Here is a 22,576-nt window from a genome sequence, read left to right as displayed (position 1 = left end):
ATTTCATCTTGGGTGAATGGCTTTAAGGATTGAATGAGGCTGTGCACTGCCGCTCGGCGCTGATTTAAAAAATTTTCAAAAAAATTAACCCTTTTTATTTTTGCCCGCGTTTATAGGGGTAGTTTGCATGATGCGCGGCTATCACAACGGACGACAAATCGTGCTGTTACATATTGGTACAGTGAGTCGTACTTTTAGCCGATAGCCGCCGCGTTAGAACCACGGCAGTCTCGCCTTAAATGATTTAGTTGGAGTTAATAATGAAGCATTCTCTTTTAGCTGTATTAGTGGCTGGTGGTCTTTTTTCTGGTGTATTTACCGCTAAGGCGATGGCCGCCGACGTGGATTTTCCCCATATCGAAACCATGGGAGTAAGCCAAATTCAGGTTGAGCCCGATATGGCCGAGCTTAATGTCGAAGTAGCCGTTACCGAGAAAGAGGCTAAGGCCGCCAAGGATAATTCGGATGCCGCAGTGGCGAAATTTATCGCCCGTTTAACCGCTGCGGGGATTACCAAGGAGCAAATCCAAAGCGCTAACTTAAATCTGCAACCGCAATATGTGTATGCCCAGGATAAGGCGCCCGAGCTGAGTGGTTATACCGCGAGTCGCCAAATCACAGTCACCATTAGTGATTTAGCTCGCTTAAATACCATTTTGGACTCCGCCTTAGAGGAGGGGATTAACAGGGTCAACAATATCGCCCTTAAGTCGAGCAAAGAGGCCGAGTATGTGGCCAAGGCGCGCCAAGCGGCGATTGTCGATGCTAAACAAAAAGCTGAAAGCTTAGCCAAGGGATTTGGGGAGAACTTAGGTAAGGTGTGGCAAATTCGTTATTACGATCAACGCCCAGTGCAACCCGTAATGTTACGTATGAATGCCAAGGCTGATGCCATGGGCGCCGCCGAAAGCTACCAATATGGCCAAGTCACTATCGAAGATAGAGTCGAAGTGGTTTATAAACTCAAATAAAACCGCGATGCGGGTATGACTCTCTATCGCAATGGGCTGCTCAACTGAGCAGCCCATTTTTATATGCTTGGCCGTGAAGGCATATTCCACTTAGCGAACCGAATTGAAGAAAACACCTGCCCCATCTTTTATCCTAGTGGACTGTTTATTGAATAAAATGAATTCACGCGTCTTGTACTCGTCTCTAGGGCGGAATTGCGTGTATCGGTTCTTAGCCAACTGATATATCATGCGCCACCCTTAATTGCCTATGGCTCCTGTTTGCCGCTATGTCTTCTAACGCGCTTTATACCGATCTATCCGGTTATTACGATCTCATGTGCTCCGATATCAACTATCAACAACAGAGTGCGAGCATCCATCGATTGCATCAGTTCTTAGGGAATAATGGAAAGCAACACCTCGATCTAGCCTGTGGCACAGGCCCGCATGTAAGGCATTTTATCGATCTAGGCTATCAGTGCCGTGGTCTGGATATTAATCAACCCATGCTCGATATGGCTATGCGCCGCTGCCCTGAGGCCCAGTTTAATCTGCAAGATATGACCGCCTTTTATCTCGAGCAGCCAGTCGATTTAATTACCTGTTTTTTATATTCCATCCATTACAGTGCGGGCATCGAGCGCCTTAAGAGTTGTATTGCTAGCGTGCACCGCGCCCTAAATGACGGTGGGATATTTTGTTTTAACTCGGTTGATAAGCACCGCATCGATAACCGTTTATCGATTAAGCATTTTGCTGAGTTTGAGGGGCATCATTTTGCCTTTGAATCTGGCTGGCATTACAGTGGTCAAGGCGAAAACCAGTCATTAAACCTGAGTATTGCAAAGAGTCACCAGCCTTTTACTCAACAGGCTGATGTAGACGCCGATGCCGATACATCTGCGCATCAGACTGAGTTATGGCAAGACCAACATACAATGGTCGCGACCAGTTTTGCGGAGCTACAAGCCTTACTCGCGCCATATTTTGAAGTGCATATCTTTGAACACGATTATGAAAAAATCGTCCCATGGGATTTAAGTTCAGGTAATGCGCTGTTTGTCTGTGTGAAGATTTAACCTTGGGTTGAAGGTGGCAACTTTCTTACTTTCATCAGTCTTCTTTAGCTTATTTAGACTGTTGATGGTTTCTTTATAAAATCAAAAGCCAAACCAAAGTCAACGTCGTGGGGCTTCATCTCACACTTGTTTATGTAGATGTATCTTCATTGCGGCCTAACGGCCGAGGTGAATCAAAGTCGTGGGGCTTCACCCCCTGATTTTTAATCAAGAGTCGACCAAGGAGGACTGCTCGTCCTATCCTCCTTGGATGCTCCAAGACGCCCCTAGCGAAGTTACATGCATTAGTTAGTGGCTTCGTGCTTATTCGAAAATCGCTAACGCTTCCGATGGTACATCCTGTACCCCGAAAGCTAGCGAGGCATCCATGCCTCGCTCACGCGATTTTCTTCAACGCCCTTCAGCAACTTCGCAGGGGATGGTGAACTTCTGTCACTTCTGCGTTGGCTGTTTATCCCCAAGAATTGTGTCTGCCCCAAAATTTCACGTTAGAATTCACTGGTGGATATATTTTGTTTACATAAAGCAGTAAGTTCTTTACGTTATAGACTTGTTGTCATATGTCGTTTTATATGATTATTTGGATCTATTTTTTACTTAGATGTATGCAATAATTTCAACCGTGGCAATTTTTATTGATAGATATAAGAATGATGGAATGGAGTGTCTATGAAGTTAAATGTTATTTCCTATCTAATTAAAGATGGTGTCACTGAAAGTGAAGCACTAGATTTTGATAAAGCACCTCAAAAAATATCTTTGAATATTAATGATGTGCAATGTAGTTTGTATCTGAAGAAGTCTCATTCTAAACCAAAATGGTCTGATATCTTTTCTGGTGTAAATGGAGTGAACGAAAGTATATTTTATACTGAAAGTGTCAAAGGACTTCTTATAGTTAAAGTATACGGAAGATTACTTGCGTTTACTTTCGGTCATGGTAGGTCAATGATCAAATCATACATGGTCGAAAGAGGCTTTGGGTTGCGAGTTGCACTAAATCTGGGTGATTCTGAGAGAATAAAGTCAATTGATAAATCAACGCTTGAAAAAGTGTCATTAAATACGCGTTCTCAAACATCAAAAAATACAAATGTCAATGATTTTGATTTTGAATTTGATCAAGAGATATTGAAATCAATATCAGCTATTGTTGAAGATGGTGAATCTGACGAGTTTGAGATTATTTCTGGTTGCGATTCCGTTTCTATATACACAAACATTGAGCTAGATCAGTTTCCTGATTTGGCTAAAAGATTGCTTACATCATACAATGATAAAAAATATCAAGAAAAATATCCTTGGGTTGATTTTATACAAGCAATAACTGATCAAACAGTTCAAAGTATTTTAAATGAAAAGATGTTGGAGAAAATAAATTCAGAACAGTTTGATGATGTATGGATTTCACCTCCTGAAATAATTAACTATGATGATTTTTCAGGTTTTATATACAAGTTTAAAAAAGGGTGTTGTCAATGCTTTCATAGTGAATTAGATTTGGAAGTATATATTGCAGAGGCAAAAATTAAAAAGCCTGTTAATGTCGAATCTTTGAAAAGGAAGGAAATAAGAATATTTAATTCAAACGAGCAAGATATTGGTGGTTGGCCTATATATCAGTGTATGAACTCAGAAGTTGTATATGAAAATGAAACCTACATTCTAAATGATGGACGTTGGTATAGAGTAGACAGTGAGTTCTCGAATGCAGTTAATTCATTTTTTAACAGTTTAAATAATTGTAATATTAAATTCCCTCCATATAAAGGTATGCATGAAGGGAGTTACCTTAGAGCTATAGCCGATGGTGAAAATTTTGCTCTCCTTGACCAGCAGTGGATATATCCTAAAGGTACGGGTAATAAAATAGAATTTTGTGACTTACTTTCACAATGTAATGCATTTATTCATGTTAAAAAATATGGTTCATCTTCTGTTCTTAGCCATTTATTCTCTCAGGCTTCAGTTGCAACAGATTTTTTAATGAACGATCCAAGTGTACAGGAACAAGTTAATAACTATTTAGATGAGACATATTTGAGTGTGAATTTTAATAGTGATGAAAGTCCACGGAAATATAGAATAGTTTTAGCAATAATGCAAAAGAGTCCTGGTGATTTGCATCTTCCTTTCTTTTCCAAAGTTAATCTCCGGCACCATGGACGTCGACTCATTAATATGGGATTCAAAGTTGAGTTGGCAAAAATTTATCTAAATTAGGTAGTTGGTAAAATAATATACTTAATTTTTCTATGTAATTGCTGGTTATGTGTAAAATTTTGAATTCTTATGTTTGTCGTTAACGCTGAAGCTAAAGGACTACTCCACCCTCGGAGTTGCCGCAGGGCATTTGCGTTCGTTGCGTGAGCGAGGCATGGATGCCGAGATAGCGTCAGTCGAATCAGGGACGAGCGTCTGACGCGATAGCATGAGAACGCTAAATGCCCAAGGGGCTTTCAACTCCGTTGGGGCGTCTTGGAGCATCCAAGGAGGATAGGACGAGCAGTCCTCCTTGGTCGGGTGTGGGGTGAAGCCCCACGACTTTGACTTTGATTTTAAAAACAGCAAACGAAGTTTGGAGTATCTATTGCTTTGCTTGCTCAGCCCTAATGCAAAGTATTCTTGTATGACCAATATGAATACAATTTTGTGCAAACAAAAAGGCGCCTAAGCGCCTTTTTCAATTTAGGTTGAGGGTAACACCCTAACCACAGCAGAGCTGATTAAACAATCAGATCATACTCTTCCCGTAGGATCTTAATAATATCTGCCTTTGGATTGGCTGGTAGCGGGATTGCCGCGCCAGTCACCTTCTCGGCGATGCCGGTGTAAGTGCGTGACACTTGCATCATGGCCTCTAATGGCAGGGCGTTATCGCGGGCGAGGGCTTCGCGCTCAGGCATTCTGTCCTTGTTAAGCAGAATATCAGGATCAGGGAAATGATTTAACAGGAACTGACGGAAGCCTTCCTTAGAGTTTTCAAGGATTTTACCATCGCGGTAGGCGGCGCCGTCCCAAATGCGGGATGAGTCTGGGGTGCCCACTTCATCCATATAGATCAGTTTTGAGTTGCCGTTTTTATCGGTCACATAACCAAACTCGAACTTGGTATCCACAAACACTTGGTCAAGGTCGGCTAGCGCCTTTGAGATCACCTTAAAGCCATCTTTTAACAGCTTCTCGTACAGGTCGATATCTTCTACCTTTTCAAAACCAAAGGCTTGGTAGTTCGCTTCGATATCGCTGCGGCTGATGTTCACATCGTCCTGCGCGGGCACACCGGGGATTCCAGTTAAGATGCCTTTGGTCGAAGGGGTGATCAGTAAATCAGGCAGCTTTTGATCTTTCTCTAAGCCTTCTGGCAGTGTGATACCGCAGAATACGCGCTCGCCCTTAGAGTAGGCGCGCCACATTGAGCCTGTGATGTATTGGCGGCAAATGGCTTCGACTTTAATCGGACGGGCTTTTTGGACTATCCAAACGAAGGGATGCGGAATATCTAAAATATGGCTGTCGGCTAAACCGTTTTCGGCAAATAACTTAAACCAATGATTAGAAATGGCATTTAATGCCGCGCCTTTACCTGGAATGCCTTTTAATCCGCCTTCACCGTGGAAGATGCAGTCGAAGGCTGAGATACGGTCGCTAATCACCATGATGGCAAGTGGCGTATCTTCGGGCACATTGTAGCCCTTGGTTTGAATTAAACGGCGGCTGTCGGCGTCGGTTAGCCAGTAAACGCTACGTACCTTGCCGCTATGGACTGGGCTGTCGGTGCGGATGGGTAAATCGTTGTTTACGGCTAATACGGAATCAGCAAGACTCATGACGAGTATTCCTTTGGATAGAGAGTGTAGGGACGAGTTTTTTATTCGTTGCGGTGTGCTTAAGCCGTAAATGCTTTGCCACCTTTTTATTATTGACCAATAGCTTATCGCTAAATGCGCACAAGAGATTGGTGAGGTTAAAACGTAAAGCGAATAGGATATTTTCGGGCGATAGGCAGGAGAGAGAAAGTCGGGATAAGGGGTAAAAATAGCACGCAGAGCAAGGTTGGCGCCAGAAGGAATCTGGTCTGTTCAAGCGGGGATACCCCGTGCCATTTTGCTCGAAAAGGCTAACCATTAATCCGAGAGAACCTTGTTAGACAGCCGCGAAAAGTGGCGCCATTTTACCTTTATTCACAAAATTTTCCATGGCTATTTATGCACATCTGTGCGGCGTGTCGGTGTAAATTTGGTCAGGAATCAATGTGGCAGCAGAAAATACTTCCCATAAAACTCGAGCCGAGGAGCAGGGAAGTTGAGTTTAAAGTGTGACTCGCTAAGCCTTAGAATGGTATTAATCCCAATATAGGCATGCAGTTAGCTCAGTAAATCGGGGTAATATAGGTGGCCTGAATAAAGCGTGTGGCTAAGCACCTATACCGCGTGGCCTTTTGTGTTAATGGCCATTTTTTCTGAATTGAAAAACACAGTTTGCCCATCAGCCCTTAGCCTATAGCAGGGGTGCACACATAGAGGTAGTCAATGACAGATGTAAAAACGCCGATGATGGCGCGCGCCACTGCCGAGGGGCGGTATTTTTTCTCAAAGCAATTTATCGCCTTAGCCGAGAGCCAAACCCTGTGGCAGGATCTGGAGTTTGAAGAGTGTGAATTCCACGATTGCCAATTTAGCGACAGCACATTCCGTAACTGCAAGTTTATCGATTGCCGTTTTGTGGGCTGTAATTTGAGCCTGCTCAAGGTGCCCTTAAGCCAATTTAACGGCGTGCGTTTTGAAGAATGTAAGTTGGTGGGCATAGATTGGACTCGTGCCGCTTGGCCGAGATTATCCTTTGCGGCGCCTTTTAGTTTTAGAACCTGCATCTTAAACGACTGCTCTTTTATGGGGCTGCAACTCGATGAAATGGTGCTCGAGGGCTGTAAGGCGCAGGATGTGGATTTCCGTGAGGGCAAGTTTAATCGCGCCAACTTTAGTTACAGCGATTTTCGCCACAGCTTATTCGGCCGTACCGAGTTGATGGAAGCGGATTTCTCCGAGGCGACCGACTACGATATCGATATTTTTAACAATAAAATCAAGGGCGCTAAGTTTAGCCGTGACGAAGCCATTCGTTTACTCAATGGCTTAGAGATCACCCTAGTCGATTAAGCCGTCATTTTACCGAGCTTGTTTGGTCAATTTTTAGATTTTTTTAGCCTGTTTTTTATCTCAAAATGTTGGCGAGTGGTTCCCCAAATGGCTCGCCAATTCTATTGATCCTATTCACGAATTTTTAGGCCATTTTTAACTTTTAGTTGCCGCAGATCACACTCAACTTGCCTATGTGGTTTACCACAATATCCGCTTACCCCTTTAGGGATAACAATCACTCTGGAACAGCAAAATGCCTGCGTGCCCAAGGTCATTGGTGCAAGTGCATTGGCGTAAATAACTAAAAACCTGTGAGCGAATTTAGCCTTTAACCGCAGCGGTGACAAAAGCCTAAGTTTGCGTGTGCCAAGTGGCGCATTAGGGTGGATGAGTGTGATGGAGGTAACCATGATTGAGCTTAATAGGCGAACCTTTTTAAAGGGCGCAGGGGCCAGCGGTGCAACGTGCGCCTTGGCTAGCCTGTTGCCAGGCAGCTTAGCGGCATTAGAGAGCAAGCAGCTAAAAGGAATGGGCAAAGACATTGCCAGTATCTGTGAGATGTGTTCGACTCGCTGCCCGATTTCGGCGCGGGTGATTGAGGGTAAAAACGTCTTTATCAGTGGCAATAAGGCGGCCAAATCCTTTGGTGGTAAAGTCTGTGCCCGGGGCGGCGCTGGGCATAGTTTACTTTACGACCCACAGCGGATTGTGAAGCCACTCAAGCGGGTTGGCGAGCGCGGCGAGGGTAAATGGGCCGAGATCTCTTGGGATGAAGCCTATCAACTGATTGCCGATAATCTCAATAAAATCAAGCAAGCTCACGGCCCTGAAGCCGTGGCATTTTCCTCAAAATCCGGTTCGCAAGAAAAACACTTATTCCATCTCGCTACCGCCTTTGGCAGCCCGAATACTTTTACCCATGCTTCAACTTGCCCCGGTGGTTACGAGATTGCCGCTAAGGCCATGTTTGGCACTAAGGTGAAGCGCGATTTAAGCAACTCCAAATACATCATTAATTTCGGTCATAACCTTTACGAAGGCATCAACATGTCCGAAACCCGCGGCATGATGGCGGCGCAAATGGATAAAGGCGCCAAGCTGGTGGTGTTTGAGCCAAGATTCTCCATCGTCGCCGATAAGGCCGATGAATGGTATGCGATCCGCCCCGGCACCGATGTGGCGGTGGCTTTAGCGCTTTGCCATGTATTGATTGAAGATAATCTCTACGACAAGGCCTTTATCGAGCGTTATGTGGAAGGGTTTGATGCCTTCGCCGCCGAAGTGAAAGCCTACACCCCTGAGTGGGCCGAAACCGTTTCCGATGTGCCCGCCAAAGATATTCGCCGCATCGCCCACGAATTTGCGGCCAAGGCGCCCCATGCTGTGGTGGATTTTGGTCACAGAGCCACCTTTACCACTGAAGAGTTTGAAATGCGCCGCGCCTTGTACGCTGCCAATATTTTGATTGGCAATATCGAGCGTAAGGGCGGTATCTACCTAGGTCAAAAGCCTGGAGACTATAACAAGTTGGCGGGAGAAAGTGTGGCGCCCGTATTGGGTAAGCCCGGCGTGAAAGATATGCCTAAGCCTGCGGCGAAACGTATCGACCAAGTGGAAGAGCAGTATGCCATGATGTGGTCGTCGGGCGGGATTTATCAAACCATCCTCGATGCGACCTTAAGTGCCGTGCCCTACCAATTACACGGTTGGGTGATGTCCCGCACCAACCCTATGCAAACCATGACCGACAGGGCGCGTGTGGTTGAAGCCTTGAAAAAGCTCGACTTTGTTGCCGTGTGCGATGTCTATATCAGCGAAACCGCCGCCTATGCCGACGTGATTTTACCCGAATCGACTTACCTTGAGCGCGATGAGGAAATCGCCGACAAGTCGGGTAAAAATCCAGCCTACTATGTGCGCCAACGTGTGGTGGAAACCCTAGGCGACACTAAGCCCTCATGGCAAATCTTTAAGGACATTGGCCATAAGCTCGGGCTAAGTGAATTCTACCCTTGGGACAATATGGAAACCCTGCAACTGTTGCAGGTAAACCGTGACACAGACCTGCTTCGCCGCATTAAGGACGAAGGTTTTGTTAGCTTCGGTAAGCCCATCATGCTGCGCGAACCTAAAATGGTGGCCGAGTTTACTAAGGCCTACGCCAATGCTAAACCCGTCGATGAAGACGGCACCTACGGCAGTTTACTCAGCTTTAAAACCCCAAGCGGCAAGATTGAATTGACCTCAGCCAAGGTTGAAGCCATGGCGCCAGGACGCGGGGTGATTAAGTTCCGCGAAGTGCATTTGAAGAAAGCTGACGAGCTGTACTTTATCCAAGGCAAGGTCGCCGTGCATACCAATGGCGCGACTCACAATATCCCCATGCTGGCTAACCTGATGTCGGATAACGCCATTTGGGTGCATCCCGTTACGGCGGGCAAGTTAGGCATCAGCAATGGCGACCCAATTCGGTTAACCAGCAGCGTGGGTAGCGAAGAAGGCCACGCCTTAGTCACCCCGGGCATTCGCCCCGATACCGTGTTTGCCTATATGGGCTTTGGCTCTAAAAACAAAGAGTTGGTTAGAGCGACTGGTAAAGGTATCCACTGCGGAAACTTACTGCCCCATCAAACAGCACCTGTGTGTGGCATGAATATTCATACGACAGGCGTCACGCTGGCAAAACGCTAATTGGAGGCTCAAATGACGAAAAGATATGTGATGGTGCACGATGAGAACAAGTGCATCGGCTGCCAAGCCTGTAACGTGGCCTGTCGCAGTGAAAACGGCGTCCCCGAGGGCGTGACTCGCTTACAAGTGCGTGTTGAGGGCCCTTTCGGCGAGATGCCACACCTGCACTTTAAGTACCACAGGGTGTCGTGTCAGCAGTGTGAAGATGCGCCCTGTGTGAAGGTGTGTCCAACGGGGGCGGCCTACGTAGGTGAGGATGGCATTGTCTCCATCCATGGCGATAAGTGTGTGGGTTGTATGTACTGCGTGGCGGCGTGCCCCTACAAGGTACGTTTTATGAATCCCGAAACCAAAGTGGCAGACAAGTGTAACTTCTGTAAGGACACGCGTTTGGCCCGGGGTGAAGAGCCCGCCTGTGTGACGGTGTGTCCGACCGATGCCTTAGTCTTTGGCGATGCCAACGATCCACAAAGTGATGTGGCAAAACTGCTTAACACTAAGATCACTTACCAAGATAAGACCCATTTAGGCACCAAGCCTAGGGTATATCGCGTTCCTACCAAAAGAGGGGGGATTTGATTATGAACAATACTTGGGGCGATATGGCGCAATATGATCCCGTCACTTGGCATTGGATCATCGCCGTGTATCTGTTTATGGCGGGCTTATCCGCCGGAAGTTTGCTGATTGGCATTGGCCTGCGTTGGTTTAATAAGGATCAAGCGCAGGGGGAGACCAGTATTCTCAAGGCCGCTGCCATTATTGGCCCAGTGGCCATTTGCCTAGGCTTGGCATGTTTAGTGTTTGATTTAACGAAGCCTTTCCACTTCTGGCTGATTTTAATCAACTATAACTTCCAGTCCGTTATGGCGATTGGGGTATTAGCGCTACTGGCTTACTCACCCTTGGCATTTGCCTACGCGATTCTTGTGCTGCGTGACGAACTGCCAAAGTGGGGCTTAGGTTTCCTCGTGCCTATTGCTAAGCTGCTGATGCCCTTTAGAAAGCTGATTGAAGTGTTGCTGTTTATCCTTGCGATTGGCGTGGGCGCTTATACAGGCTTCTTAATCTCGGCCATGAATGCCTATCCGATGCTGAATACCGCGGTATTGCCGGCGCTGTTTTTAGTCTCTGGTTTATCGGCGGGCGCTGCTGCCAATGCGGTGCTGGCGCTGGTGATGTTCAAGACTGATAGCCACGACAAGACCTTAGCCAAAATGCATGGCTTAGAGCTGCCAGTGATGGCCATCGAAATCATGTTCCTGTTTATGTTGTTTTGCGCCTTGTACTTTAAGGGCGGCGCGGCTGCTGTGGCGCTGGCATCACTCACCTCTGGCGTGTGGGCGAGCGTATTCTGGATTGGCGTGGTTGGGGTTGGTTTTGGTATTCCATTGCTGTTTATGCTGTTGCCTGCCGCGACTCGCCACAGCAAGGGCGCGATGATCATGGTGGCCTGCGCCAGCTTAACCGGCGTGTTAGCACTAAGACACTTTATTGTGTATGCGGGACAAAGCTATCTAAGTTAGTGCTCTGGTGAACTGCAATCTCGATGGGATAAGTCACACATCCCCTGCAAGCAAAAAGCACCGGTAACGGTGCTTTTTTATGGCGGCAATTGGCAGCGATTGGAAGGGGATTATTGCGGTAATTATTGCGGCAATAGCTCAATCACAGATTTCACCGTAAGCACTAAGGCGCTGATAGCGCAGAGGGCTAAGGTTGCCATCTTGGTCTTATGCTTATCCACATTCCCCACCAGTTTACCCGCCACTAAATAGCCTAAAAAGACCGAGGGCAGCAGCATCAGGGATAACCATAAATGCTTGATTTCGAGCAGGCCCGTCACCCCAAGGATGACCAGCGCTATGGTTGAGCTGAAGATAAAGAAGGCTGAGAGTGCGGCGCGAAATTTTGAGGCATCCTTACCCGCTAACAAAATCGCCATCGGTGGGCCACCAATGGCGGCAATATTACCGAAGATCCCCGATACCACGCCCGCGCCAAACAGAGTCGCTTTATTCACTGGCAGGCTGAATTTATACAGGCTCAGCACCACGGCGACCGCCACAATGCCAGCAATCGCCAGACCAAGAATCGGCTGCGGCGCAAACAGCAACAGGCTGGCACCGATAAAACCTCCGGGCACTCGACCAATCAGCGCATATTGCAAGCCGTTGAATTCTAAATGGCCGCGCTCACGCAGTAGGGTGAGCAGGGCGATGGAAAAACCCATCACAATCACCGGGGCTGGCACTAATTCGGGGTCGACAATATACAGCAGCGGACTCGCCACCACAGCAAGACCAAAGCCAATCAGACTCTGGGTGAGGGCACCTAAAAACACAATCACAGACGCAATGGCGAGCGTTTGTGGATCTATCAAGGAGAACATAGGATTCCATCAAAAACAAAATAGGGATCGTTACTCTAACCCATCAGGCAAGATGAGTATTAACGATCCCTAATAATTAGTTACGGCAGGATTATGGACGCCTGAGCGTTATTCCATATCTTCCCACTCGATCCCCATTTCGTCCATCAACCGTTTCGCTTCGGCGGGAATGCTGTCTGGGCTATCTTTCGACAGATCGGCATCATTAGGCAGAGGCTGGCCGGTGTAGGCATGCAAAAATGCTTCACACAAGAGTTCGCTATTGGTGGCGTGGCGCAGGTTGTTCACCTGACGACGGGTACGTTCATCCGTGAGGACTTTTAGCACTTTGAGCGGAATAGACACAGTAATTTTCTTTACTTGTTCATTCTTCTTGCCATGTTCAGCATAGGGGCTGATGTATTCCCCATTCCATTCAGTCATTGACTCACCTGTTATAACGCTAAATTCGGGGCAGATTTTAAACCCTTACAGATAACAGTCAAATTATTGCTACTATTTCTTAGTGATTGCAAACAGATTTCTTTATGTTTAGACGTCTAAACGTCTTAACGCCTATTGACGATGCCACTGGGCTTAGGTACATTTAGACGTCCAGACATCTCTTTGCGAACTTAGGAGTTCCCGATGACCGCAGGCAAATTAGTGACCGAACGTCAATTAGCCACATTAGCAGTGCGTCAGGGTATCGAAAGCGATACTCAGTATGGCGCTGTGGTGCCGCCAATTTACCTGTCGACGAATTACGCCTTCGATGGTCATAAAAATCCTCGCGAATTTGATTACAGCCGTTCCGGCAATCCTACCCGCAGCATCCTAGGTGATGCCCTAGCTAAGCTGGAAAAGGGCGCAACTGGTGTGGTGACTTGCACTGGTATGGCGGCCATTACCTTAGTGACTACGTTGCTTGGCCCTGATGACTTGCTGGTGGTGCCCCACGATTGCTACGGCGGTTCGTACCGTTTATTCACTAACTTGGCTAAAAAGGGCCAATTTAAACTGCTGGTGGTCGATCAAACCGACGCTCAAGCGCTCGAGCAAGCTATCGCCCAGCAACCTAAGATGGTGTGGATTGAAACCCCCTCTAACCCTCTGCTGCGAGTCGTCGATATCGAAGCTATCGCGAAGGCGAGCCACGCCGTGGGCGCTTTAGTGGTGGTGGACAACACTTTCCTCTCGCCAATTTTGCAGCAACCGCTGTTACTGGGTGCCGATATCGTTATCCACTCCACCACTAAGTACATCAATGGCCACAGCGATGTGGTGGGCGGCGCTGTGATCGCCAAAGATCCTCAACTCGGTGAGACCTTACATTGGTGGTCGAACACCTTAGGCTTAACGGGGTCAGCTTTCGACAGTTATCAAACCCTGCGTGGCCTGCGTACCTTAGCCGTACGCATTCGTGAGCACCAAAGCAATGCCCAGCGTATTGTGGATGTGCTGACAAGTAGCCCAGTGGTGAGCAAAGTGTATTACCCAGGCCTTGCGGAACACCCCGGCCATGCCATTGCCGCCAAGCAGCAAAAAGGCTTTGGCGCTATGCTGAGTTTTGAGCTTAAGGGCGGCGAGGCTGAAGTGGTCGCCTTTTTAGATGCCTTAAGTTTATTCAGCGTGGCCGAGAGCTTAGGTGGCGTTGAGAGTCTCGTGGCCGTGCCCGCGACTATGACACACAGGGCGATGGAGCCCCAAGCGCGTTATGAAGCTGGCATTAAAGACACCCTATTACGTTTGTCGGTTGGTATTGAAGATGCCGACGACTTAGTTGCAGATATTCAAGCAGGATTGGCCGCCGTCGCGGCTTGTCAGTAGAGGAATTCGAGATGGCACGTTGTCACTTACATAAATTTGGTGGTTCCAGCTTAGCCGATGCCGATTGTTATCGCCGAGTCGCCCATATTCTGTTAACCCATGGTCATAGTGATGATCTGGTGGTGGTGTCTGCCGCGGGTAAAACCACTAACTTTTTATATAAATTATTGTCCCTGCGCGATAGCAACCAATTATGGCAAGAAGAGTTGCAAGTCCTTATCAGTTATCAGCAAGGCTTGATTGAGCAGCTGTTATCCAATGAGCAAGCGCGGGATCTGCGTGAGCGTTTAACTACGGATAAAGCCCAGTTAATCAGTCTATTATCTTTAGATTCCCGTAACGATTACCAAATTAGCCATGTGGTGAGCTTTGGTGAACGTTGGTCGGCGCGCCTGATGGCCGCGCTGCTGCGTGAATCGGGTGTCGCCGCAAGTCATGTGGATGCCTGTTCGATTCTCGTGGCCGACGAGGCCGCCGTGCCGCAAATTCGTGTGCAAGAATCCCGTACCAAAGTGCAAGCTTTACTGGCCGCGCATCCTAACGAGCGTTTAGTGATCACAGGTTTTATCTGCGCCAACGAGCGTGGCGATACCTTGCTATTGGGTCGCAATGGCTCTGACTTTAGTGCCAGCTTAATTGCTAGCCTTGCCGACATTGAACGCGTGACCATTTGGACCGACGTTGAAGGGGTATTTAACGCCGATCCGAATAAGATCAACGATGCGAAATTACTCAAGAGCATGTCCCTCGCCGAAGCCGACCGCTTGGCGCGTTTAGGCTCGCCCGTGTTGCATTCACGCACTTTGCAGCCGCTATTTAACACTGAGGTGAGCCTGGCCGTGCGCTCAAGCTACGCCTCCCATACCGACTTTACCCTGATTGCTCCCCACAGTTCCTCGGCGAGTGCGCCCGTGGTGACCAACCTGAATGCCGTGGTGTTATTTGGCTTTAAGATTGCGGGCGATGTGGCCAGCCTGCTCGAGCAATTAGTCGAAGCGGGGTTAACGCCGCTGGCCCATTGGGTATCGGCGCATCAACGACTCGAACTTGCCTACACCGCTGAAAACCAGAAACAAGTACAAAAGTTATTGGATGCACAGGCCGAAGCCCTCGGCATTAAGGAGCTGCAAATTAATACCGAACTCGGTTTAGTGGCGCTTGTGAGTGCCGATGCCGAGCATTATCGCCGCAGCTTTGCCCGTTTACTGAGCCGCGACGCTAAGCCTTTGTTCAGTGGTGACTTAAGTCTGGTGACCTTAGTGCCACAGTCGCAGGTTAATCTGCTGACGCAAAAAGTGCATCGCCGCTGTGCTGGTCCACGTAAACGCATTGGTGTATTACTGCTGGGTGTGGGCAATATTGGCGAGGCGTGGGTGAAGCTGTTTAAGTCAGTTTCTCCCTCGTTGAATCAAGAGCTTGAAGCACGTGTCGAACTCGTCGGTTTAGTGAGTTCCAGCAAAGCCCTGATCAAGTCTGTGGCTGTGGATTTAGAAAACTGGCAGCAGGAATTCGATGCCGAGGCAACACCTTGGCAATATGATCACTTATTCGAACAATTAGAACAACTTAACTGTGATGAACTGATTGCATTAGATATCAGCGCCAGCGCCAGTTTAACCCTGCAATACCCAGAGTTTTTCGAGCGCGGCATCCATATGGTCAGCGCGAACAAGCTTGCGGGTTCAGGCCCGCTGCCGTTCTACCGCGAGCTGAAGGAGCAACTCGGTTATCGCCGTCTATTCTGGCGCTATAACGCCAGCTGCGGCGCGGGTCTACCTATCCAGCACGCCTTAAACGATTTGCGTAACAGTGGCGATAGCGTTGAAGCTGTTGGCGGGATTTTCTCTGGTACCCTGTGTTGGTTATTCGAGAAATACGATACCAGCAAACCCTTCTCGGAATTAGTGGTTGAAGCGCGTGGCCTCGGCATTACCGAACCCGATCCCCGCGACGATCTTTCTGGCCGCGATATGCAGCGCAAGCTGCTGATTTTAGCCCGTGAAATCGGTCTTGAAATCGAGCTTGAGGATATTGAGCTGCGCTCCTTAGTGCCAGCCCATTTAGCGGATATTCCGCTGGAACAATTCCTTGCTCGTATCGGTGAGTTGGATGATGAATTGCAGCAACAATACGGCGCTGCGGCAGAGCAAAATAAAGTGCTCAGATATGTCGCCTCCTTGGACAATAGTGGCGCGACCCTAAAAGCCGAGGTGGGATTACAGTGGATTGATGCGAATCATCCCTACGCTAATCTCACGCCCGGGGACAATGTGTTTGTGATCCGCTCTGCTTTCTACCAAGGTAATCCTCTGATTATCCGTGGACCGGGTGCGGGCCGTGAGGTAACAGCGGCGGCGGTGCAATCGGATCTGACGCAGATCTGTCGTGATCTGCTGCAAGAATAGTGATAAACCCAGACACTTGAATCTCGTATCTTCAAGTTGATTCGACCTATATTCATAGACTTAAAGGACTCATTCGAGTCCTTTTTTGTTGGCTAAAATTAGGTCTAGGATCTAAGCGGCAAACAAGGGATAAGAAAATGCCAAAAAGGGAGATTTTTTGGCTTGACTTAACCGCCAGTTTCTCTAGTATATGGACATATAGACGTCCAAACGTCCATATGGATTAAACTACTGCATTAATAAGTCGTACCAGCGCGATGGAGCGTCGCACTCGGGCGGTTGAGGAAATACACATGGCTTTTCATCACGCACAACATTCACATTCGCTAAACCAAAGTTTGTCTGAACTTAATGGCGATATTAATGTTTCTTTTGAGTTTTTCCCGCCATCAACCCCCGAAATGGAACAGATCCTGTGGAACTCTATCCGCCGTTTAGAGCCGCTGAATCCTAAGTTTGTTTCAGTGACCTATGGTGCCAACTCGGGCGTACGTGACCGCACCCACGGCGTGATTGAACGTATTCAAAAAGAAACCAATCTGGTTGCCGCGCCGCACTTAACCTTAGTGGATGCCAGCGACGAGGAACTGTTAGATCTGGCGAAGCATTACTGGAAATCGGGGATCCGCGACATAGTTGCACTGCGTGGCGATTTGCCTGCGGGCAGCCCGAAACCGACTCGCTTTGCGGCGGATTTAGTGCGCTTACTGCGCTCAGTGGCCGACTTTGATATTTCGGTTGCCGCTTACCCTGAAGTACATCCAGATGCGGCTAATGCTCAGGCCGATTTGATTAACCTCAAGCGTAAAATCGATGCCGGTGCTAGCCGTGCTATTACCCAGTTTTTCTTCGATGTTGAATCTTACCTGCGTTTCCGCGACCGTTGCGTTGCGGCGGGAATTGATGTTGAAATCGTGCCCGGTATTTTACCCGTGACTAACTTCACCCAGCTAAAACGTTTCGCGGGCATGACCAATGTGAGCTTGCCGAGCTGGTTGCATAAGCAGTTCGATGGCCTAGAGAATGATGCGGGCACTCGTCAGCTGGTGGGCGCTAACGTGGCGATCGATATGGTCAAAGTGTTATCCCGTGAAGGTGTTAAAGATTTCCACTTCTACACCCTTAACCGCGCCGAGCTGACCTATGCGATTTGCCATACCTTAGGGGTTCGCCCAAAGGCGGTATAACGCAGTCAACGCCCATAAAAACGCCGCTACTGAGCGGCGTTTTGTTTTTGGCTAATTACTAAATCCTAAATTGGGAGAGCAGAGTCGTTAAGCGCATTGAAAGCTGCGCGAGTTCATCCCCCGCCCGCGCGGTTTGCACGGCACTCTCGGTCGCGTTGGTCGCAATATCATTAATATTATTGACGTTTTTATTAATTTCCGCCGAAACGGCGCACTGCTCATTGGCGGCGCTGGCTATTTGAATGTTCATTTGGCTGATGGTGGATACCGCTTGGGTAATGGCCTCGAGGGCTGAACCCGCCTCATGCACCAGTGATACGCAGCTCTGTGTAGTGGCCGTGCTGGTATTCATGCTACTGACCGTGGCCTTAGCACTCTGTTGCAACGTTTCTATCATCTGCTGAATTTCTGTGGTGGAAGCCTGAGTACGGCTGGCGAGTGTGCGTACCTCATCCGCCACCACGGCAAAGCCACGGCCTTGTTCTCCGGCGCGGGCGGCCTCAATCGCGGCATTGAGGGCGAGTAAGTTGGTTTGATCGGCAATATTGCGGATAACGACTAATACCGAATCAATTTGCGTGGTATTGCGCTCTAGATCGTTAATGGCATTGGCCGCCAAGGCAATCTCATCGGCGAGTAAGCTAATGGTTGATATGACTTTTTCGACTAATTGTTTGCCCTGCTCGGTAGACTCGCTGGCATGGGTTGCTGCATCGGCGGCGTCGGTGGCATTGTGGGCGACCTCTTGCACTGTTGCCGCCATCTCGTTCATCGCGGTGGCAACCTGTTCGGTTTCTAGGTGTTGCCGATTCGCCATTTGCTGGGTTTCATGGGTGATGGCGGACATTTCCTCGGCCGATGTCGCGAGCAAGCTGGTCGAGTCTGATACTTGGGCCACTGTGGCGTGGATTTTCTCAGCGAAACGGTTAAAGGCCTGGGCAAGTTGGGCCATTTCATCCTTGCTCTTCACTTCGATACGGCGGGTTAAATCGCCTTCACCCTCGGCAATATCATTGAGTGCGTCAGTGGTTTCGGCAATTGGACGGGTAATACTCTTAGCGATAAACCACGCAATGACAGTACCGATTAAGAGGGCTATGACCCCTATCATGATGAGTTTCAAACGAATATCGGACATTACTTGCTCAGAATGGCTTCTGTCCAGCGCAATATCTAATACCCCGAAGGTTTTGCCCGAATAGTCCTTTATTCCATGGCGATAGAGCGCAAAGCTCTTGCCGTTTAAATCTATGGTGCGGATCAATTCGTCGCCTTGCATAACGCTCTTAAGTTCGCTGGCGGCGCTGGTGTCTGTGGTAAACGTGCCTCCGAAGGGGACAAAGCCGCCATCTTTTGGAAGCAGAAGACTGATCTCGGCCTGATAAGCATTTTTAAAATGATCGAAGAAGGTTTGGCCAAAGGACATGCCAAATTCCACCGAGCCCGTGTGCTGCCCTTGGTAATTCATCGGCACTAGCCCGCGGATCCCTAAGCCTTCCACGCCATATTCTAAGCCGCTAAGCGGTTGTTTTTGTGTGTTAGTTTCGACAATGGTTTTACGGATCGCGGTGAGGTCGTCACCATATTTCTCAGGGCGGTGTAGGCGTAAAAACGACGTGGCAGGCGGGGTGTGGAACTGAAACTGCTGCACGGCAAAATCTTGTTTCAGATGGGTAAATAGCGGCAATGTGCGTTGCAGTAATTCATCACGGTCGCGTGCGGCAAAGCTGCTTTGGATCTCAGGGGTTAAGGAGATTAATGTCGCCATTGCCTGCGCTCTTTGGCCCGATGAGGCGATATTGGCGACTGCGGTTTCGTACAGTTTGTGCAGTTCCCGCTGCTCGGACTCGCGAATTTGGCGACTAAATTCCGATAGCACCAGCGGCATGATAAAGCTCATCACCGCAAATAGTAGTAGGCTGATCCCTAACACTATCCTAGTGCTAATGTTTAAATTCTTCACAGTTAACCTCCAAATATCCGTATGCCTGCCTAATTATCTTTTTGAATATTATAGAGATACTGCTTTTTAGATTTGGGAGCGGCTTAGCCTTTTTCAGTTGTTTTCCGTTTTTTTGCAGATTTCGTGGCAGCGTGCACAGATCTTTTTTCGTGACGAATATTTACTTAGCCTGCTAACTAAGTATAATGCTTAGCAGGCTAAGTAAATGAGTAAGCATGATGCAGAAAGAATTAGAGCGATTGAAGGAGTTATCCCTGGCGGAACATTTGGGCCGCTTGCACCGACTATGGCGCACCGTGGCGGATGTGGAATTAGCGCCACTCGGGTTAACTCATCCTCGCTGGACGGCATTGTGGAAGTTATTGCGTCTGGGCGACAACGTGAGCCAGAAGGTGTTGGCGGATGCGCTGGAAATTGAATTGGCTTCTTTGATGCGCACTTTAGGGCAGCTTGAGGAGCAAGGTTTAGTCGAGCGTCACTGCTGCACTAAAGATAAGCGCGCCCGAATCGTGTCGTTAACGCCCGCGGGAAAGGATGTATTAAAGCAAGTCGAAGCGCGGATTATTCAAGTGCGTGCTGAGTTGTTGGCTGGGATCAGCGCCAGCGAGCTTGGTGAGTTTGAACGCATCATTAGTCTAATCAGTGATAACGCCTTAGCCAAGTTGGCTAAGAGCACAGAAATTCTTGAGTGAGAAATAAGATGACACCGGATCAACAATTTGCCCGCCTCGTAAAAATCGCCATGCTCGGTTTTGTGGCTGTGTTTGGCTATTTTATGTTTGCCGACGCTATGATGCCCTTGACCCCACAGGCCATGGCAACCCGTGTGGTGACTAAGGTGACTCCGCAGATCAGCGGTAAGATTCAAACCATTAATGTGAAGAATAACCAAGTGGTCGCCAAGGGCGATTTACTGTTTCAAGTCGACCCCGCTCCCTTTGAGTTAGCCGTGTCTCAGGCCAAGTTGGCCCTAGAGCAAGTGCGTCAGGACAATGCCGAGTTAGATGCTTCGTTGCTAGCCGCCAAGGCGGAAGTGAATGCCAGTACCACTACGGCTCAACTTAAGCGCCGTGAAGCTAAACGTTTAGATGCGCTGTATGCCACCCATGGTGTGTCGCAGCAGCAACGGGATCAGGCCGATAGCGATGCGGATGCTGCCGAGGCGAATCTGTTAGCCGCTAATGCTCGCCTCGATAAACTCAAAGTGAGCCGTGGCCTCTATGGCGAAGAAAACCTCAGAGTGCGGCAAGCGAAAAATGCCTTAGAGCAAGCCGAGCTGAACCTGTCTTACACCCAAATTCGTGCCGACCAAGATGGGGTGGTGACCAACCTGCAACTCGAAGTGGGTAGTTTTGCCGCTGTGGGCCAGCCGCTACTCGCCTTAGTCTCTGATAAATTAGATATTATTGCCGACTTTCGTGAAAAGACCTTACGTGGTGTTAACGCATCTTACCCTGCATTAATCGCCTTCGATGGCGAGCCTGGCCGTTTATATCGCGCCCAAGTGAGCAGTGTGGATGCCGGTGTGAGTGCGGGGCAGTTTGATGCTAATGGCCGTTTAGCGGCGCCGCAGGAGTCGGACCGCTGGGTGCGTGATGCGCAGCGCCTAAGACTGCATTTAGTATTAGACGACAATGCGATGAACAACCTGCCAGCAGGTGCGCGTGCCACTGTGCAATTGCTGCCTGACAATACGCTGTTTAGCCTGCTAGCCAAGGTGCAGATTAAGGTCATTAGCCTGCTCCATTACATCTATTAATCTCAAGGCCATTCGCATGTTGTTACGCCACAACCCTTTAACTACCAATGATTTACGTCAGTGTTTGCGCATTGCCACTGGTGGCACCATTGGCTTTACCCTGTGTAAGCTCTTTGGGTGGAGTAATGGGGTGTTTTTTACGGTAACCCCAATGTTATTGCTGGGACTCGTCCCTGTGATGAGTGGCCATGCGATGCGGCAGTTACTGGCCTCATCGGCCATGGCGGGGCTTGAAGTCGGTCTGCTCGGAGGTTTCTTCGGTAGCCACCCCGGATTGATGACGCCGATTGTCTTTTTACTGTTTTTATATCGTTTTGCGGCTATGTCCCGCGGTAGCCTATTTCTGTTTGGCGCCAATGGCGTGCTGAGTTTAAGCATTATGCTGCACTTTGCCAGCTATCCGGGCACAGATCTCAATGACTTAATCTTCAGTAATTTCTGGGCGACGGGATTGTCTGTGGTTATCGCCTATCTGATGACGGCACTCTGGCCGGATGTCGAGCCTCGTCCAGCCTACAAACCCGGCCCTAAGGCGCCGCACCGTATGCGCCACGAGGCTTTACTCGGTGCCAGCATTGCCACGCTCTCTTTCTTAGTGTTTCAGATTTTCGATTTGCGTGATTCTATGTCGGCGCAGGCGACCACCTTGTTACTCCTGTTCCCTATGCATTGGAACGGGGCGCTAGATTATGCCCGCAAACGCGCGTTGGGCACTCTACTTGGGGTGTCGTTTGGGGTAATGGTGCAACTCTTTCTCTACGATTGGTCTGGATTGCTGATCCTGATTGTGCCGCTGCTGTGGATTGGGCTTATGTTGTTTGCTCAGGCCCATGTGAAAGAGGCGAGTGGTTCTGGTGTGGGGTTTGGTGCCATGACCACCCTAGGGATTTTGTTTGGCCAATACTTAACCCCTGGCAACGACCTGATTTTTAGTGCGCTGTACCGGGTGAGCAGTATTTTTGTGGCGATTGTTGCGACGTTATTCCTCTGTTATCTGCTTCATAAGTTATTGAATAGCTTTGAAGCGACTCGATTTGGTTATTAATAACTTAATATTAGATTCTTTTAATACTTGTTCAGTGGAGATTCGAGGAGTAAGGTACAAACTCGTTTAGTGTGGGCTAAACGTGTGAACGCAAAACTCAATTATCTCTTTTTAACGACCTAGCTTTAGGACTTGGCTATGCACTTGAGCCG

At 48.5% G+C, this 22,576-nt stretch carries 17 protein-coding genes; 13 read left to right on the top strand and 4 right to left on the bottom strand.

Translation table 11 applies throughout. From position 1 onward, the window contains the following. Positions 1-260: 260 nt before the first annotated feature. From K0H60_RS18155 to K0H60_RS18145, 3 genes are all read left to right on the top strand, one after another. Positions 261-971, top strand: a complete 711-nt coding sequence (locus K0H60_RS18155; protein WP_011624181.1) for an oxidative stress defense protein — start codon at positions 261-263, stop codon at positions 969-971. Positions 972-1,240: 269 nt separating this feature from the next. Then, the gene (locus tag K0H60_RS18150) at positions 1,241-2,032 is read left to right on the top strand and encodes a class I SAM-dependent DNA methyltransferase (protein ID WP_220056608.1); all 792 of its coding nucleotides are present in this window, start codon (positions 1,241-1,243) and stop codon (positions 2,030-2,032) included. 669 nt (positions 2,033-2,701) lie between these two features. Continuing rightward, positions 2,702-4,255 carry a TIGR04141 family sporadically distributed protein gene (locus K0H60_RS18145; protein WP_220056607.1) on the top strand — a complete coding sequence of 518 codons (1,554 nt, stop codon included), beginning with the start codon at positions 2,702-2,704 and terminating at the stop codon, positions 4,253-4,255. Positions 4,256-4,758: 503 nt separating this feature from the next. Here the strand turns inward: K0H60_RS18145 and K0H60_RS18140 are convergent. After that, positions 4,759-5,862, bottom strand: a complete 1,104-nt coding sequence (locus K0H60_RS18140; protein ID WP_023267761.1) for a phosphoribosylaminoimidazolesuccinocarboxamide synthase — start codon at positions 5,860-5,862, stop codon at positions 4,759-4,761. 702 nt (positions 5,863-6,564) lie between these two features. Between K0H60_RS18140 and K0H60_RS18135 the strand changes: the two genes are divergently transcribed. The 4 genes from K0H60_RS18135 to nrfD all read left to right on the top strand — a co-directional run bounded on the left by K0H60_RS18135 (position 6,565) and on the right by nrfD (position 11,390). Further along, complete coding sequence (locus K0H60_RS18135) at positions 6,565-7,191, top strand: pentapeptide repeat-containing protein (protein WP_220056606.1); 627 nt, start codon at positions 6,565-6,567, stop codon at positions 7,189-7,191. Positions 7,192-7,581: 390 nt separating this feature from the next. After that, positions 7,582-9,864, top strand: coding sequence for a thiosulfate reductase PhsA (phsA, locus tag K0H60_RS18130; protein WP_220056605.1), 2,283 nt, complete (start codon positions 7,582-7,584; stop codon positions 9,862-9,864). 12 nt (positions 9,865-9,876) lie between these two features. Further along, positions 9,877-10,443 (top strand): 4Fe-4S dicluster domain-containing protein, encoded by a 567-nt coding sequence (locus K0H60_RS18125; protein WP_220056604.1) that lies wholly within the window; start codon positions 9,877-9,879, stop codon positions 10,441-10,443. A 2-nt stretch (positions 10,444-10,445) separates the two neighbouring features. Beyond that, positions 10,446-11,390, top strand: a complete 945-nt coding sequence (nrfD, locus tag K0H60_RS18120) for an NrfD/PsrC family molybdoenzyme membrane anchor subunit (protein WP_220056603.1) — start codon at positions 10,446-10,448, stop codon at positions 11,388-11,390. A 122-nt stretch (positions 11,391-11,512) separates the two neighbouring features. Here nrfD and K0H60_RS18115 read toward each other — a convergent pair whose 3' ends face one another. Then, on the bottom strand, positions 11,513-12,256 hold the full coding sequence (locus tag K0H60_RS18115) for a sulfite exporter TauE/SafE family protein (RefSeq protein ID WP_088210071.1): 744 nt from the start codon (positions 12,254-12,256) through the stop codon (positions 11,513-11,515). A 108-nt stretch (positions 12,257-12,364) separates the two neighbouring features. Next, a complete protein-coding gene (gene metJ, locus K0H60_RS18110; protein ID WP_011718393.1) occupies positions 12,365-12,679 on the bottom strand; it encodes a met regulon transcriptional regulator MetJ in 315 nt (104 codons plus the stop codon). 222 nt (positions 12,680-12,901) lie between these two features. On the opposite strand from metJ, the gene metB reads away from it, so the two are divergent. The 3 genes from metB (at position 12,902) to metF (ending at position 17,657) form a co-directional block, all read left to right on the top strand. Next, positions 12,902-14,065 carry a cystathionine gamma-synthase gene (gene metB, locus K0H60_RS18105; protein ID WP_220058202.1) on the top strand — a complete coding sequence of 388 codons (1,164 nt, stop codon included), beginning with the start codon at positions 12,902-12,904 and terminating at the stop codon, positions 14,063-14,065. A gap of 11 nt (positions 14,066-14,076) precedes the next feature. Then, positions 14,077-16,470, top strand: a complete 2,394-nt coding sequence (locus K0H60_RS18100) for a bifunctional aspartate kinase/homoserine dehydrogenase II (protein ID WP_220056602.1) — start codon at positions 14,077-14,079, stop codon at positions 16,468-16,470. A gap of 293 nt (positions 16,471-16,763) precedes the next feature. After that, entirely contained in the window at positions 16,764-17,657 is an 894-nt protein-coding gene (gene metF, locus K0H60_RS18095; RefSeq protein ID WP_011624168.1) for a methylenetetrahydrofolate reductase, read from the top strand. Between the two features lie 58 nt (positions 17,658-17,715). Here the strand turns inward: metF and K0H60_RS18090 are convergent, their stop codons facing one another. Then, a complete protein-coding gene (locus K0H60_RS18090; protein WP_220056601.1) occupies positions 17,716-19,620 on the bottom strand; it encodes a methyl-accepting chemotaxis protein in 1,905 nt (634 codons plus the stop codon). A 218-nt stretch (positions 19,621-19,838) separates the two neighbouring features. On the opposite strand from K0H60_RS18090, the gene slyA reads away from it, so the two are divergent. The 3 genes from slyA to K0H60_RS18075 are packed head-to-tail and all read left to right on the top strand — an operon-like array spanning position 19,839 to position 22,424. Continuing rightward, on the top strand, positions 19,839-20,312 hold the full coding sequence (slyA, locus tag K0H60_RS18085; protein WP_086902296.1) for a transcriptional regulator SlyA: 474 nt from the start codon (positions 19,839-19,841) through the stop codon (positions 20,310-20,312). An 8-nt stretch (positions 20,313-20,320) separates the two neighbouring features. Then, on the top strand, positions 20,321-21,379 hold the full coding sequence (locus K0H60_RS18080; protein ID WP_088210075.1) for an HlyD family secretion protein: 1,059 nt from the start codon (positions 20,321-20,323) through the stop codon (positions 21,377-21,379). A gap of 16 nt (positions 21,380-21,395) precedes the next feature. Beyond that, on the top strand, positions 21,396-22,424 hold the full coding sequence (locus K0H60_RS18075; protein ID WP_011624164.1) for a DUF2955 domain-containing protein: 1,029 nt from the start codon (positions 21,396-21,398) through the stop codon (positions 22,422-22,424). Positions 22,425-22,576 lie beyond the last annotated feature (152 nt).

It is taken from the genome of Shewanella mangrovisoli (assembly GCF_019457635.1).
Classification (GTDB): Bacteria; Pseudomonadota; Gammaproteobacteria; order Enterobacterales; family Shewanellaceae; genus Shewanella; species Shewanella mangrovisoli.
The sequence above is the reverse complement of the archived record's forward strand: the minus strand, read 5'-3'. Positions and strand labels throughout refer to the sequence as shown.